General features: G+C 73.8%; 16 protein-coding genes. 13 read left to right on the top strand and 3 right to left on the bottom strand.

Annotation, left to right across the window (positions count from 1 at the left end; translation table 11 throughout):
- Nucleotides 1–68: 68 nt before the first annotated feature.
- From fdxA to ACFQ46_RS07675, 3 genes are all read left to right on the top strand, one after another.
- Complete coding sequence (gene fdxA / locus ACFQ46_RS07685) at nt 69–395, top strand: ferredoxin (protein WP_380258786.1); 327 nt, start codon at nt 69–71, stop codon at nt 393–395.
- Nucleotide 396: 1 nt separating this feature from the next.
- Nucleotides 397–1,569 carry a succinyldiaminopimelate transaminase gene (gene dapC / locus ACFQ46_RS07680; RefSeq protein ID WP_380258784.1) on the top strand — a complete coding sequence of 391 codons (1,173 nt, stop codon included), beginning with the start codon at nt 397–399 and terminating at the stop codon, nt 1,567–1,569.
- Between the two features lie 80 nt (nt 1,570–1,649).
- On the top strand, nt 1,650–2,936 hold the full coding sequence (locus ACFQ46_RS07675) for a citrate synthase (RefSeq protein ID WP_380258782.1): 1,287 nt from the start codon (nt 1,650–1,652) through the stop codon (nt 2,934–2,936).
- 84 nt (nt 2,937–3,020) lie between these two features.
- Here ACFQ46_RS07675 and ACFQ46_RS07670 read toward each other — a convergent pair whose 3' ends face one another.
- Together ACFQ46_RS07670 and dapD are read right to left on the bottom strand one after the other, a co-directional pair.
- Nucleotides 3,021–3,953, bottom strand: coding sequence for a hypothetical protein (locus tag ACFQ46_RS07670; protein WP_380258780.1), 933 nt, complete (start codon nt 3,951–3,953; stop codon nt 3,021–3,023).
- 1 nt (nt 3,954) lies between these two features.
- Nucleotides 3,955–4,938 carry a 2,3,4,5-tetrahydropyridine-2,6-dicarboxylate N-succinyltransferase gene (dapD, locus tag ACFQ46_RS07665; RefSeq protein WP_380161362.1) on the bottom strand — a complete coding sequence of 328 codons (984 nt, stop codon included), beginning with the start codon at nt 4,936–4,938 and terminating at the stop codon, nt 3,955–3,957.
- Nucleotides 4,939–5,009: 71 nt separating this feature from the next.
- Between dapD and dapE the strand changes: the two genes are divergently transcribed.
- The 7 genes from dapE to ACFQ46_RS07630 all read left to right on the top strand — a co-directional run bounded on the left by dapE (nt 5,010) and on the right by ACFQ46_RS07630 (nt 10,744).
- Complete coding sequence (gene dapE, locus ACFQ46_RS07660) at nt 5,010–6,146, top strand: succinyl-diaminopimelate desuccinylase (protein ID WP_380258778.1); 1,137 nt, start codon at nt 5,010–5,012, stop codon at nt 6,144–6,146.
- Nucleotides 6,143–6,793, top strand: coding sequence for a TIGR00730 family Rossman fold protein (locus tag ACFQ46_RS07655; protein WP_380258776.1), 651 nt, complete (start codon nt 6,143–6,145; stop codon nt 6,791–6,793). Before dapE ends, ACFQ46_RS07655 begins: the two co-directional genes overlap by 4 nt.
- Complete coding sequence (locus tag ACFQ46_RS07650; RefSeq protein ID WP_380258774.1) at nt 6,790–7,071, top strand: DivIVA domain-containing protein; 282 nt, start codon at nt 6,790–6,792, stop codon at nt 7,069–7,071. The genes ACFQ46_RS07655 and ACFQ46_RS07650 overlap by 4 nt, the downstream gene beginning before the upstream one ends.
- A complete protein-coding gene (locus tag ACFQ46_RS07645; protein ID WP_328292398.1) occupies nt 7,050–7,553 on the top strand; it encodes an SRPBCC family protein in 504 nt (167 codons plus the stop codon). Before ACFQ46_RS07650 ends, ACFQ46_RS07645 begins: the two co-directional genes overlap by 22 nt.
- Complete coding sequence (locus ACFQ46_RS07640; protein WP_380258772.1) at nt 7,550–8,791, top strand: hypothetical protein; 1,242 nt, start codon at nt 7,550–7,552, stop codon at nt 8,789–8,791. The genes ACFQ46_RS07645 and ACFQ46_RS07640 overlap by 4 nt, the downstream gene beginning before the upstream one ends.
- Before the next feature lie 157 nt (nt 8,792–8,948).
- Nucleotides 8,949–9,116, top strand: coding sequence for a DUF3117 domain-containing protein (locus tag ACFQ46_RS07635; RefSeq protein WP_106210338.1), 168 nt, complete (start codon nt 8,949–8,951; stop codon nt 9,114–9,116).
- Nucleotides 9,117–9,199: 83 nt separating this feature from the next.
- Nucleotides 9,200–10,744, top strand: coding sequence for a leucyl aminopeptidase family protein (locus ACFQ46_RS07630; protein ID WP_380258770.1), 1,545 nt, complete (start codon nt 9,200–9,202; stop codon nt 10,742–10,744).
- 20 nt (nt 10,745–10,764) lie between these two features.
- On the opposite strand, the gene ACFQ46_RS07625 is transcribed toward ACFQ46_RS07630, so the two are convergent.
- Nucleotides 10,765–11,418, bottom strand: a complete 654-nt coding sequence (locus ACFQ46_RS07625; RefSeq protein ID WP_380258768.1) for an O-methyltransferase — start codon at nt 11,416–11,418, stop codon at nt 10,765–10,767.
- A gap of 202 nt (nt 11,419–11,620) precedes the next feature.
- Here ACFQ46_RS07625 and sigE point away from each other — a divergent pair, with 202 nt between their 5' ends.
- The 3 genes from sigE to ACFQ46_RS07610 are packed head-to-tail and all read left to right on the top strand — an operon-like array spanning nt 11,621 to nt 14,237.
- The gene (gene sigE, locus ACFQ46_RS07620; RefSeq protein WP_380258766.1) at nt 11,621–12,328 is read left to right on the top strand and encodes an RNA polymerase sigma factor SigE; all 708 of its coding nucleotides are present in this window, start codon (nt 11,621–11,623) and stop codon (nt 12,326–12,328) included.
- Nucleotides 12,325–12,927 (top strand): anti-sigma factor family protein, encoded by a 603-nt coding sequence (locus tag ACFQ46_RS07615; RefSeq protein ID WP_380258764.1) that lies wholly within the window; start codon nt 12,325–12,327, stop codon nt 12,925–12,927. Before sigE ends, ACFQ46_RS07615 begins: the two co-directional genes overlap by 4 nt.
- The gene (locus ACFQ46_RS07610) at nt 12,927–14,237 is read left to right on the top strand and encodes a S1C family serine protease (protein ID WP_380258762.1); all 1,311 of its coding nucleotides are present in this window, start codon (nt 12,927–12,929) and stop codon (nt 14,235–14,237) included. Before ACFQ46_RS07615 ends, ACFQ46_RS07610 begins: the two co-directional genes overlap by 1 nt.
- Nucleotides 14,238–14,240 lie beyond the last annotated feature (3 nt).

Genomic DNA, 14,240 nt, shown 5'->3' with positions numbered 1-14,240 from the left:
ATCGACGTGCGTCGGCGATACTAGGCAGCGCGTCCGGCCGCCCGTCCGCCGGAGGAGGAGGACAACCCGTGACCTACGTCATCGCGCAGCCCTGCGTCGACGTCAAGGACAAGGCCTGCATCGAAGAGTGCCCGGTCGACTGCATCTACGAAGGCAAGCGATCGCTCTACATCCAGCCCGACGAGTGCGTGGACTGCGGAGCGTGCGAGCCCGTCTGCCCGGTCGAGGCGATCTACTACGAGGACGACGTCCCCGACCAGTGGTCCGCCTTCACCGCCGCCAACGTCGAGTTCTTCGACACGGTCGGCTCGCCCGGTGGCGCCGCCAAGATGGGCGTCATCGACTCCGACCACCCGGTGGTCGCCGCGGTCCCGCCGCAGGGCGAAGGCCACTGAGGTGAGCGCGCCGACCCAGCAGCACCCGCCGCGCCGCCGGGTCGGCGCGTCCCTGCCCGACTTCCCCTGGGACTCCCTCGCGGGGGCCAAGGCCCTCGCGGCGGCCCACCCCGGGGGGATCGTCGACCTCTCGGTCGGCACCCCCGTCGACGCGACCCCCGAGGTCGTGGCCGAGGCGTTGCGCTCGGCCGCCAACGCCCCCGGGTACCCCCAGACCTACGGCACCGCCCCGCTGCGCGAGGCCGTCGCGGCCTGGTTCGCCCGACGCCGGGGTGTCGCGACCCTCGATCCCGACGGGGTCCTGCCCACGGTCGGTTCCAAGGAACTGGTCGCCTGGCTGCCCCTGCTCCTCGGCCTCGAGGCGGGTGACGTCGTCGCCCACCCGTCGGTCGCGTACCCGACCTACGACGTCGGGGCGCGCCTGGCCCGGGCCACCCCGCTGGGCGCCGACACCGTCGAGGAGCTCGACGCCGCCTGGGAGACCGGGTCCCGCATCCGGCTGCTCTGGCTGAACTCCCCGTCCAACCCGACCGGCGCCGTGCGCACGGTCGAGGAGCTCGCCGCCCTCGTCGCCTGGGCCCGGGCCCACGACGTGGTCGTGGCCTCCGACGAGTGCTACGCCGAACTCGGCTGGGACGAGGCGCACGACGTGACCCGCGGTGGTCTCGTGCCCTCCGTCCTCGACCCGCGGGTGTGTGACGGTGACCACACCGGACTGCTCGTCGCCTACTCCACCTCGAAGCAGTCGAACCTCGCCGGCTACCGCGCCGCGTTCGTGGCGGGTGACGTCGCGCTGGTGCGGGAACTGCTCGAACTGCGCAAGCACGCCGGGATGATCGTGCCCTGGCCCGTGCAGGTCGCCCTGCAGGCCGCGGTGAGCGACGACGGGCACGTCGCGGCGCAGCGCGAGCGCTACCGCGCCCGGCGCGACCTGCTGCGTCCGGCGTTGCAGCGCGCGGGTTTCCGGATCGACCACTCCGGCGCCGGGTTGTACCTCTGGAGCACCCGGGCGGAACCCAGCCGGACCACGATCGACCTGCTGGCGCAGCGGGGGATCCTCGCGGCCCCCGGGGACTTCTACGGACCGCCCGGGGCCCAGCACGTCCGGATCGCGCTGACGGCGACCGATGAACGCATCGCGGAGGTCCCCGCCCGTCTGGCGGACCTCGCCTGACCGTGCCCACGCGGGTGCCCTCCACAGGTGTGACGGACCTGTGTTGGGCACCGTCGGCGGGGGCGGGTACGGTCGGCGGCATGGCTGACTCCGTGACGCTGAAGCACGCAGGTGGCGAGCTCGACCTCCCCGTGACCCCTGCCACCGAGGGTGCTGCCGGCTTCGGCATCGGCAGTCTCCTCAAGGAGACCGGACTGGTCACCCTCGACTCCGGCTTCACCAACACCGCCTCCTGCACGTCGGCGGTCACCTACATCGACGGCGACGCCGGGATCCTGCGCTACCGCGGGTACCCCATCGAGCAGCTCGCCGAGAAGTCCACGTTCGTCGAGACGAGCTACCTGCTCATCTACGGGCACCTGCCCTCGGCGAGCGAGCTGTCCGGCTTCACCGAGCGGATCCAGCGGCACACGCTGCTGCACGAGGACCTCAAGCGGTTCTTCGACGGGTTCCCCCGCGACGCCCACCCCATGCCCGTGCTCTCCAGCGCCGTCAGCGCGCTGTCGACGTTCTACCCCAACTCCCTCAACCCCTTCGACGAGGAGCAGGTGGAACTCTCCACCATCCGCCTCCTCGCCAAGCTGCCGACGATCGCGGCCTACGCGCACCGCAAGTCGCTGGGCCAGCCCCTGCTCTACCCGGACAACCGCCTCGGCCTCGTCGAGAACTTCACCCGCCTCGCCTTCGGCAACCCGGCCGAGGACTACGAGGTCGACCCGGTGATGTCCAAGGCGCTGGACCAGCTGCTGATCCTGCACGCCGACCACGAGCAGAACTGCTCGACCTCGACGGTGCGTCTCGTCGGCTCCGGCCAGGCCAACCTCTTCGCCTCCGTCTCCGCCGGGATCCACGCCCTCTCCGGGCCGCTGCACGGTGGGGCGAACTCCGCCGTCCTCGACATGCTGGACGCCATCCGCACCTCCGACGACGACGTCGACACGTTCATGACGAAGGTCAAGAACAAGGAGAAGGGTGTGCGCCTGATGGGCTTCGGCCACCGGGTGTACAAGAACTACGACCCGCGCGCGGCGATCGTGAAGAAGACCGCCGACCAGATCCTCTCCGGCCTCGGCGTGCAGGACGAACTCCTCGAGATCGCCATGCGCCTGGAGGAGATCGCGCTGCACGACGACTACTTCGTCGAGCGCAAGCTCTACCCGAACGTGGACTTCTACACCGGCATCATCTACAAGGCCATGGGTTTCCCGACCAAGATGTTCACCGTGCTGTTCGCGCTCGGGCGTCTTCCCGGCTGGATCGCGCAGTGGCGCGAGATGATCAACGACCCCGCCACGAAGATCGGCCGTCCCCGCCAGGTGTACATCGGCGAGGGTGCGCGCGACTACACGGAGATCTCCGGCCGCTGACTCCCCGCTCCAACTCCTGGGGAGTCTTCCACCCTTCGAGAGCTCCGGAAGGGTGGAGAACTCCCCAGAAGTCTTCGCGGGGGCTCAGCCGACGCGGACCTGGACCTCGTCGTCGGGCAGGCCGGTGGCGGTCTGCACCCAGCCGCGGCCCGAGGTGTCACGGGTCCAGCGGTAGCCGTTCACGCTCACCTCGGTCACCGGGTGGGTGCCTGCGCTCGCGACGGCCCAGGCGGCGATCGCCCAGGCGGTGCGTCCGGCGTCGCTGCCCTCGACCTGGAACCGGAAACCCCGGCCGCCGGTCCCGGCCACGATCGACGGCGCCAGGGTCGTCACCTGGGCGGTGGCGGCGTCGGCGACCGACTGGGCGCTGGGGGTCAGCTGCTCGTCGCCCCCGACCTCGAGGCCCACGTCGAGCGAACGCAGGTGGCAGCTGAAACCGCGCGGGTCGTAGCCGGTCAGCGTCGAGGCCACGAGCCGGGCCTCGGGTTCGTGGTCGCCGTAGGCGAGGGGGAAACCGCTGCGCTGCACGCGCTGGGCCGCCTCGGTGACGGGCAGGTCGCGGTAGCCGTCGACCTTCTCCAGCGCGTCGTAGAACGCGTTGCTCGCGTAGACGGGGTCGCGGACCTGCTCGGGGGTGCCCCAGCCCTGGGAGGGACGCTGCTGGAACAACCCCAGGGAGTCGCGGTCGCCGTGGTCGAGGTTGCGCATGCCCGACTCCTGCACGATCGTCGCGACGGCGATGGTCGCGGCCCGGGCGGGCATGCCGCGCCGGACGGACAGGCCCACGACGGTGGCGGCGTTCGCCGCCTGCTCCGGGGACATCGAGGTGGACTCCCCGTCGACGCTCGCGGAGCAACGTTCGCGCACGACCGGGGCGTCCTCGTCGCGGGTGATCCACACCACCCCGGCCGTCGTGACCACCGCGACGACGGCGAGCGTCGTCACGAGTCGCAGACGCCGGGTGTGGCGTCGTCCGGGGGAGGCGCGTCGGGTGCGTCCGCGGGGGCTCGCGGGCACCTCAGTTGGCGTGCAGCGCAGGGTTGAGCTCGACCTTCACGCCCTTGCGGGGAAGAGCCTCGACCTGGCCGGAGACGGAGTTGCGGCGGAACAGCAGACCGTTCGCGCCGGACAGCGTGCGGGCGGAGACCACCCGGTCCGGAGCGCCGTCCTGGCCCAGCAGGGTCACCTTGGTACCGGCCGTCACGTAGGTCCCGGCCTCCACCACGCAGTCGTCGCCCAGCGCGATGCCGGTGCCGGAGTTCGCGCCGAGCAGGGTGCGTTCGCCGATGCTCACGACCTCCTTGCCGCCGCCGGACAGCGTCCCCATGATCGAGGCACCGCCCCCGACGTCGGAACCGTCGCCGACGACGACCCCCGCGGAGATGCGGCCCTCGACCATCGACACCCCGACGGTGCCGGCGTTGAAGTTCACGAAACCCTCGTGCATGACCGTCGTGCCCGGGGCGAGGTGCGCGCCGAGCCGGACGCGGTCCGCGTCGGCGATCCGGACACCGCTGGGCAGCACGTAGTCGACCATCCGCGGGAACTTGTCGATCCCGTAGACCGTCACCGGCCCGACGTTCGCGCGCAGCGCGAGGCGGGTGCGTTCGAAGTCCGTGACGGCGCAGGGGCCGTGGTTGGTCCACACCACGTTGGCGAGGACCCCGAACAGGCCGTCCAGCACGAGACCGTGCGGCGCCACCAGACGGTGGGAGAGCAGGTGCAGGCGCAGGTAGGCGTCGGCGGTGTCGACCGGTGCGGAGTCCAGGTCGACCTCGGTGGTCACCACGCGCTGCTTGACCCGGCGGTGCGGGTCGGAGTCCTCGAGGGAGGCGAGCTCGGCCGGGACGCCGTAGGAACCGGTGTGCGGGTTGGGTCCGAGCTCGGGGAACGGGTACCAGACGTCGAGCACCGTGCCGTCGGCGGCGACGGTCGCGAGGCCGTGGCCCCAGGCGCGTCGTGGCTGCTGCTCGGGGCTGAGGACGGGGCTCTGCTCGCTCACCCACGTGACCCTACAAGCGCCCGGGCCCTCGGTCCGACGTCGTGCCGGAGGGCGTGGCTAGGGTGAAGCACGTGACCGCCCCCACCCTCGCGCTCGACCTCTCGCCCGCTTCCCCGGGAGCTGCGCCGGACGTCGTCGAGCTGACCCGCAGGGTCTGTGACATCCCCTCGGTGAGCGGCGACGAGACCGCCCTGGCCGACGCCGTCGAGGCGGCGCTGGGCGCGCTGCCCGGTCTCGAGGTCACCCGGGACGGTGACGCCGTCGTGGCGCGCACGACCCTCGGTCGCGCCGAGCGCGTGCTGCTCGCGGGGCACCTGGACACCGTGCCGCTGACCGACCCGCCGAACCTCCCGGTGCGCCGCGAGGTCCACCCGACCGAGGGGGACGTCCTGGTGGGGCGGGGGACCTGCGACATGAAGGGCGGCGTCGCCGTCCAGCTGGCCCTCGCCCGCCTGGTCGCCGACGCCGGGCCGGGCGCCCCGCGCGACGTCACCTTCGTCTTCTACGACCACGAGGAGGTGGAGGCCGCCAAGAACGGGCTCGCCCGACTGGCCCGCAACCACCCCGACCTGCTGGCCGCCGACTTCGCGATCCTGCTGGAACCGTCCTCCGCGGTCGTCGAGGGCGGCTGCAACGGGACCCTGCGGGCCGAGGTCACCACGAGCGGCCGGGCCGCGCACTCGGCCCGGGCCTGGCGCGGTGCCAACGCCATCCACGCCGCCGCACCCGTCCTGGCCCGGCTGGCGGACTACGTCCCGCGCGAGCTGGAGGTCGAGGGACTGGTCTTCCGCGAGGGGCTCAACGCCGTCGGCATCACCGGGGGGATCGCGGGCAACGTCGTCCCCGACCGCTGCGTCGTGACGGTGAACTACCGCTTCGCCCCCGCGATCGACGCCGCCGGGGCGGAGGCCCACGTGCGCGAGGTCTTCGCCGGTTTCGACGTGCGGGTCACCGACGCCGCCGACGGCGCGAAACCCGGGCTGCACCTGCCGGCGGCCGCCGACTTCGTGCGGCGGACGGGGACGACCCCGCTGCCCAAGTACGGCTGGACGGACGTCGCCCGCTTCTCCGCGCTCGGTGTCCCGGCCGTGAACTACGGTCCGGGCGACAACGCGACGGCGCACGCCGACGACGAACGCTGCCGCACGGCGGAGGTCGAACAGTGCCTCGAGGTCCTCTCGGGCTGGCTGCTGGAGGGGGTGCAGTGAGCACGATCTGCTTGTACGGCAGCGCGTCCGGGGGCATCGACCCCGCGCACGTCGAACTCGCCGCGACCGTCGGGAGGCTCATCGGGGAACGCGGGCACGACCTCGTCTACGGCGGGGGCGGCACCTCCGTCATGGGGGCGGCCGAGGCCGCGGCCCGGGCCGCGGGGTCCCGGACCACCGGGGTCATGCCGCAGGCGCTCATGGACCTCGAACTCCCGCCCGAGGGGCTGAGCGAACTCGTCGTCACCGACGACATGCGCCAGCGCAAGGCGCAGATGGACGCCCGCGCCGACGCGTTCGTCGTCCTGCCCGGCGGGCTGGGCACGCTCGAGGAGCTCTTCGAGATCTGGGTCGCGCGGACCATCGGCCTGCACACGAAACCCCTGGCCGTGCTGGACTCCGGCGGGCACTACGCGGGGCTGCGGACCTGGCTCGAGGGACTCGTGGCGACCGGTTTCGCCCGTCCGCTCGTCTTCGACTGCATCCTCTGGACCGACGACCCGCTGGCCGCCCTGGAGCACCTCGAGCAGGCCCCGCGGGAACGGGTGTCGCTGCCGAGCTCCGAGATCGTGGGCACCTTCGTGGACTTCCCCAGCCAGCCGGGCGAGGACCGGCGGGAGTCCCCGACCGGGGGAGGCCCGTCGTGACGCTGGTGCTGCTGGTCCTGGTGCTGCTCGTCCTCGGCGCCGTGGTGGCCGTCGTCACCGGCCGGATCAGCGGCGGGATGGCACCCGCGACCTCCACCCGGCCCTACCGCGGCCTGCCCGAAGGGCCGGTCCTGGCCACCGACGTCGACGCCGTCCGCTTCTCGCTGGGCGTCCGCGGGTACCGCATGGACGAGGTCGACGCCGTCCTGGACCGGCTGCGCGAGGAGATCCGAGAACGAGACGAGGAGCTGGCCGCGTGGCGAAGCGTCGAGGACTGACCCCCCGCACGATCGACTTCACCTCCCGGGTGGTCGTCACCGGCCGCGTCCGGCACGTCTTCGACGTCCTCACCGACTGGCCCCGCCAGACCGCGTGGGTCCCCTCGACCGTCGTGGCCCGCCCCGAGGGCGGACCCGTCGGTGTGGTGGGTGAGCGCTTCGTCGGCACCACGACGCTCGGGCCGATCGTCCTGGTCGACCCGATGGAGGTCGTGGCCTGGCAGGCGCCGGACGCGGACCGGCCGGGTCGGGTCTCCATCGTCAAGACCGGTGACGTGTTCGGCGGCACGGTCGAGATCGTCGTGTCCGCGGCCGCCGACCGCGGGCAGGTGCAGGTCGAGTGGACCGAGCACATCGTCGTCCGCCCGCGGGGCCTGGGGCTGCTCGTCGCCTGCGGTGGGCCGATCCCCGCCCTGGTCGGCCGCGCCGCCTTCGAGCTGGTGCTCCGAGCGGCCCGCGAGGACCTGTCGGGTCCTTCGTGACCGCTCCCGCCGTCCCCGCCCACAGGCTCGGACTGCGGACCCGGCTGCTGCTGGGCTGGTTGCGCTCGCCGCCGGCGGTGCGGGTCCTCGTCGTCTACGCGCTGGCCCGGGTGTTCTCCGCGATCGTCCTCGCGGAGGTCGCCCGCTTCCAGGTGGCCAGCACTTGGACGCCCGCGCACCCCGGTTACGGCGACATGCTCGGGCTGTGGGACGCCACCTGGTACCGCCGGATCGCCGAGACGGGGTACCCGAGCGCGGTGCCCCTGGGGAGCACCGGCGACGTCCAGCAGTCGGCGCTGGCCTTCTACCCGCTGGCCCCCTTCCTGGCCCGGTTGCCCATGCTCCTCGGCCTGCCCTTCACCTGGGCCGGGTCGATCGTGTCGCTGGTGGCGGGGGCGGTCGCCGCGGTCGGGGTGCACGCCCTCGTCCTGCGGGCGCTGGGCGAGCGGTGCACGCCGGCGGTGGCCCGTCGCGGGGCCTGGAGCGCCGCCGTGCTGTTCTGCGTCTCCCCGACGGCGCTGGTCTTCCAGGTGCCCTACACCGAGGGGCCCGCGCTCGCGCTGCTCGTCGTCTTCCTGGGCTGCCTGCAACGCAGGCGGTACCTGCCCGCCGTCCTGGTCGCCCTGCTGCTCGGGGTGACCAGGCCCGTCGCCGTGCCGTTGTCGGTCGTCGTCGTGGTGCACCTCGCGGTGCGCGGGTGGCGGGGCCGACGGGCCGGCGCGGTGCTCGGTGGTCGGGAGGCGCTGCGGTGCCTGGTGCTGCTGGCAGCCTCCGGTGCGGCGGGTCTGCTGTGGCCCTTCGCCGCCGGGCGGATCGCCCACCGCCTCGACGCCTACACGGCGACGATGGGGGCCTGGCGGGTCGGGGGGCAGGTCGAGTTCCTCAAGCCGTGGTGGGGGATCTCGCAGTACGTCCTCGGCGACCACGCGGGGCCGCTGCTGCTGGTCGCCGGAGTCGTCGGCTACGCGGCGTGGCTGCTCTCGCGACGCACCGCCGTCCTGGGCCCCGAGCTGCGGACGTGGTGCCTGGCCTACGTCGGCTACCTGCTCCTCGTCCTGGACCCGTTCACCAGTCTCTTCCGCTACCTGATCTTCCTCTTCCCCCTCGGCGGCCTGGTCGCGCTCCGGCCCCGCAGCCGCCCCGTCCTGCGGGCTTGGGTCGTCTGTTCCCTTGCGCTGCAGGTGGTCTGGATCGCCTGGCTGTGGCGGTTCTCGCCCCCCGCCGACTGGCCACCGTGATCGTCGTCCCCGCAGCGCCCGGGTGGCCCCGAGATCACCGGTGAGCCCCTGCGCCCACCAGGGGGTCCCGGTGGGGGATGATGGACGCCTACACGCCGACCGCAGCACCCGGCCGCGGGCCCGGCGCGAGCACGAGACGACGAGAGGGAGCACGCCGATGGCGGCCATGAAGCCGAGGACCGGGGACGGTCCGCTGGAGGTCACCAAGGAAGGGCGCGGCATCGTCCTTCGCATGCCGCTGGAAGGCGGTGGTCGTCTCGTGGTCGAGATGACGCCCGACGAAGCCAAAGCCCTCGGAGAGGCCATCACCTCGGTCGTGGGCTGAGGCACGGACGCGGGGCGGGCACCAGGGGTGCCCGCCCCGCGTCGTCCAGCACCAGATCGCCGCACGAGAGTCAGGACGACACCGTGAGCACGCCGACCACCTCCGCCGCCCCCGACGTGCGGCGCTGGACCCCACCCGTCGTCGAGGTGCGCCGCGGCGCCCTGATCTCGGCCGACCTGTCCGGGGTGAGCGTCCTGGCCGTCGCCGTCGCCCCCGGTGAGGGGGACGACGCACCGCTGCAGCCGCGTCCCGGTGCGGCCGACGCCGCCGTCCGGTACGGCATCGACCTGACCGCGCTCTGCGCCGCCGAGAAGGTCAGCGGCAAGGCGGCGACCACGACCCGCCTGCCCGTCCCCGCCCCCGAGGGCAGCCCGCAGCGGCTGGTCGTCGTCGGTGTCGGGGACTCCTCCACCACCTCCCTGCGACGCAGCGGGGCAGCGCTCGCCCGCGCCGCGAGCACCGGTGACGTCGCGACGACGCTCGCGGACGGCGTCGGGTCGGCCGGCACGCGGGCGTTCGTCGAGGGCTTCCTGCTCGCCTCGTACTTGCCTCCCGTGACGGGCCGCAAGGCCGCGGCCGAGGCCCCCGTGCGCCGGCTGGTCCTGCTCGGCGAGGTCGCCGTGGCCGACGTCCGGCACGCCGAGGTGACCGCGGGCGCGACGATCCTGACCCGCGACCTCGCCGCGACCCCGTCGAACCTCAAGGACCCCGCGTGGATGGTCGCGCAGGTGCACGAGGTCGCCGCCCCGCTGCGCCTGAAGGTCGAGGTCCGCGACGTCGACCGGCTGCGCCGCGAGGGGTTCGGGGGGCTCGTCGCCGTCGGTGCGGGTTCGGCCTCCGACCCCGCGCTGGTGCAGGTCGGCTGGACGCCCCGCGCCCGCGCCGGCGTCCCGCACGTCGTCCTGGTCGGCAAGGGGATCACCTTCGACACCGGTGGCCTGGGCCTCAAACCCCGCGAGTCGATGGTCGCCATGAAGACGGACATGGCCGGCTCGGCCGCCGTGCTGGCGGCCGTCGCGGCCGTCGCGGCGCTGAAGCTCCCGATCAGGGTCACGGGCCTGCTGGCGCTCGCGGAGAACGCCCTCGGGGCCTCCTCCTACCGCCCGGGCGACGTCGTGAGGCACTACGGCGGGCGCACCACGGAGGTGAACAACACCGACGCCGAGGGCCGCATGGTCCTCGCCGACGCGATGGCCTACGCCGACGCGACCCTGGACCCCGACGTGATCGTCGACATCGCGACCCTCACCGGCGCGGCCGGCCTGGGCCTCGGCAAGCGGCACGCCGCGCTCTTCGCCAGCGACGACGCCCTCGCGGCCGAGCTGTCGGCCGCGGCCGAGGGCACCGGCGAGCGGGTGTGGCGGATGCCCCTCGTGGACGACTACCTGCCGGCGATCGCCTCCGACCTCGCCGACGCCCGTCAGGTCTCCACGACCCCCGGCCTCGGTGCGGGCTCGATCATCGCGGCGCTGTTCCTGCGCCCCTTCGTCGGTGAGCGGCGCTGGGCCCACCTCGACATCGCCGGGACCGGGCGGGCCGACGGCAACGAGCACGAGGTCACGCGCGGGGCGACGGGGTTCGGTGCGCGGCTGCTCGTGGAGTGGCTGGAAGGTCTCGCGCGCGCCTGAGCGACCCCGCGCGGCGGCGGTCAGCCGTGCTTGACGGCGAGCAGCAGACCGTCGCCGGTCGGCAGCAGCGAGGGGTACCAGTGACCGTCCTCGAGGACCGTCCGCCCGACCTCGCGCAGGGCGACGGTCGAGGCGTCCCGGGCGGCCGGGTCGGTGACCCTGCCGTGCCAGAGGGCGTCGTCGACGACGAGGAGGCCGCCGGGGCGCAGCAGGCGGAAGGCCTGCTCGAGGTAGGCGGAGTACTCGCGCTCGTCGCCGTCGAGCAGGACGAGGTCGTAGGCGCCGTCGGTGAGGCGGGGGAGCACCTCGAGGGCGCGGCCGTTGATGAGGCGGGCCCGGTTGGGGCGGATCCCGTCGTCGGCGACGGTCTCCCGGGCGGCACGCTGCGCCTCGCCGTCGGAGTCGATGGTGGTCACGACGCCGTCCTCGCCCATGCCGCGGAGCAGGCTGAGGGTGGAGACGCCGGTGCCGGTGCCCACCTCGACGACGGTGCGGGCGCGGGTCGCGGCGGTCAGGACGGTCAGGACCGCGGCGACGCCGGGGGAGACGGGGTCGACGCCCAGGTCGGCGGCGCGGGCGCGGGCCCGCTGCAGCACCTCGTCCTCGGGCACGAACTGCTCGGTGTAGGCCCAGCTGACGGGCTGCTTGGGCGGGCGGGACGTGGGCGTCGGCACGTGCGCAATGTAGTGCACGCCGCGATCTCACCCCGAGTGCTCACTCCACAACTCGCCGTGCACGAGAGTGGGAAGGACGGGTGAAGGGCACCGCCCAGGGGTGGGGTGGGAACTGCGCAGGTCAGACCTCCGTTGGAGCTTGTGACGCCGACCGGATGGATGTCCCGGTGGCGACTGGCTCGAGCGTGAGGAGTGGGAGACCATGGGAGCAGTGGCGGTGCCGTTCGCGGCCCCCTTCCCCGCCCGTTCCAGGAGGAACCCCGTGAGCGACGACACCGGCGACACCGCCGGGCGGTCCGTTCCACCGGCGATCGACCCGGCGGCGCTGTCGCCCTCGGCCGCGGCCTCGACGTGGGTCCCCCCCACCTGGGAGGAGGTCGTCCGCGACCACTCCGCCCGGGTCTACCGGCTGGCCTACCGCCTGACGGGGAACCGGCACGACGCCGAGGACCTCACCCAGGAGGTGTTCGTCCGCGTGTTCCGCTCGCTGTCGAACTACCAGCCCGGGACGTTCGAGGGCTGGCTCCACCGGATCACGACCAACCTCTTCCTGGACCAGGTGCGTCGCAAGCAGCGCATCCGCTTCGACGCGCTCGCGGACGACGTCAACGACAAGCTGCCCAGCACCGACGTCGGTCCCGAGCGCGCCTTCGAGCACCGCAACCTCGACGACGACGTGCAGAAGGCGCTCGACGCGCTGCCGCCGGACTTCCGCGCGGTCGTCGTCCTCTGCGACATCGAGGGCCTCTCCTACGAGGAGATCGCGGCGACGTTGGGCGTCAAGCTCGGCACCGTCCGCTCCCGCATCCACCGGGGTCGCGCCCAGCTGCGCGCCGCCCTCGCCCACCGCGCTCCCCGGCCCACCCCGCCGGGCACGCCGCAGCTCGCCTACGGAGAGGACGGCTCGTGAGCGGACCGCACCTCGGCGCGCGGGTCAGCCCGCTGGTCGACGGTCGGCTCGCCGCGGACGCCGAAGCCCGCGTCGCGGAGCACCTGCGCGGGTGCAGCGAGTGCGCCGACGCCGTCGAGACCGAACGCCTCGTCCGGGCGCGGGTCCAGGCCCTCGGCGTTCCCCGGATGTCCGACGACCTGGTGACCCGGCTGCTCGACATCGGCGGGCCCTCCGGCCCGCTGCACCCGCGCGACAAGCCGATGGCCGTGCCGGCCCGGCCCGTCGTCGGGGTCGCCCCGCCCTCGCGCACCGACGCCCGTCGCACCCCCGGATCGCGGGGTCCCGGTGCCCGTGAGGTCGTCCGCCGTGCGCGCCGCCGACCCGTGGCGGCCGCGTTGGCCGGCACCTTCTCCCTCCTCGGAGCGGGGATCGTCGGGGTCCTCGTCCTGGGCGGGATGCCCGGGGGGAGCTCCCAGGCGCCCGTCGCCGAACTGCGCACCACGCCGTCGGCCGCGCCGTCGGAGGTTCCCGTGAGCCGCCAGGTGCCCGCGGTGAGCCCCTCGGTGAGCGCGAGCACGACGCCCGGCGCGAGCGCACCGGCGAACGCCACACCCTGATGGCCACCCCGTCCCCACCCGGGGGTGGCTGGGACCGACCGCAGGAGGGCGCGCACCAGCCCCCGCCCGCCCGCGACCCCTGGTCGGGGCCGCCCACGAGCCCCGTCCCGACCCCGGGTGAGCAGGGCTGGTGGCTGCCTCCGGCGGGGCACGACGCCTTTCCGCCGCAGGCTCCCTCGGACCCCCACGCCGCCCCGCCCGCAGCTGCTCCCCGACGTGGATCGCCCGCCCGCTGGATCGGCGCGGGCAGTGCCGTCCTGCTCCTCGGTGTGGTCGGCGGGTTCGCCGGCGGGCTGGTGCAGGACGAGCTCTCCGACTCCGACGCGACCTACCCCGGCGTCGCGATCGCGTCCCCGTCGGCGGGCAGCACCGAACGTCCCGCGGGATCCGTCGCCGGGATCGCCGCGGCCGCGCTGCCCAGCGTCGTCGCCCTCCAGGTCGAGGGCCAGGACGGCTTCGGGACCGGCTCGGGGTTCGTCCTCGAGACCTCCGCCGGGCAGGGGACCTTCATCCTCACCAACAACCACGTCGTCGCGGGTGCGCTCGACGACGGCGTGACGGTCGTCTTCGAGGACGGGGTGCAGGTGAGCGGTGACGTCGTCGGGGCCGACACCTCCTACGACCTCGCCGTCGTGCGCGTCGAGCGCACCGGCCTGCGGGCGCTCCCCTTCGGGGACTCCGCGGGCGTCGTCGTGGGTGACCCCGTCGTGGCCGTGGGGGCCCCGCTGGGGCTCCAGGGGACGGTGACCGAGGGGATCGTCTCGGCGCTCAACCGGCCGGTCACGGCGGGCGACGGCGGCGGCGACTCCTCCTACATCCAGGCCATCCAGACCGACGCCGCGATCAACCCGGGCAACTCGGGTGGCCCGTTGCTCAACTCCACGGGCCAGGTGGTCGGCATCAACTCCGCGATCGCCAGCCTTCCGGGCGCCGGCGGAGCGACGACGACGGGCAGCATCGGCCTCGGCTTCTCGATCCCCTCGCAGCAGGCGCGCCGCACGGCCGAGCAGCTCATCCGGACCGGCCGGGCGGTGCACCCGATCATCGGCGTGTCGCTCGACAACTCCTACACCGGCGAGGGCGTGCAGATCGTGGACGCCGCGGGCGCCGTCACCGCCGGCGGCCCGGGAGAGCGCGCGGACCTGCGGCCGGGCGACGTCGTGCTCTCGATCGACGGTCGCCCGGTGACCGTGGCGGTCGAGCTCATCGTGGACATCCGGGCCCGGGAACCCGGCGAAGTGGTGGTCCTGAGCGTCCGCAGGGACGGCCGGACCATGGACGTGCCTGTCACTCTCGACGCCGACGGTTAGGAT

The sequence above is a fragment of the Kineococcus sp. GCM10028916 genome, from assembly GCF_042674865.1.
GTDB lineage: Bacteria > Actinomycetota > Actinomycetes > Actinomycetales > Kineococcaceae > Kineococcus.
The sequence above is the reverse complement of the archived record's forward strand: the minus strand, read 5'-3'. Positions and strand labels throughout refer to the sequence as shown.

Excerpts from the sequence above, each read along its gene's own strand:
- ACFQ46_RS07675 (WP_380258782.1), top strand. The coding sequence starts at position 1,650 with ATGGCTGACTCCGTGACGCTGAAGCACGCAGGTGGCGAGCTCGACCTC.
- ACFQ46_RS07635 (WP_106210338.1), top strand. The coding sequence starts at position 8,949 with ATGGCGGCCATGAAGCCGAGGACCGGGGACGGTCCGCTGGAGGTCACC.
- sigE (WP_380258766.1), top strand. The coding sequence starts at position 11,621 with ATGGGAGCAGTGGCGGTGCCGTTCGCGGCCCCCTTCCCCGCCCGTTCC.
- ACFQ46_RS07610 (WP_380258762.1), top strand. The coding sequence starts at position 12,927 with ATGGCCACCCCGTCCCCACCCGGGGGTGGCTGGGACCGACCGCAGGAG.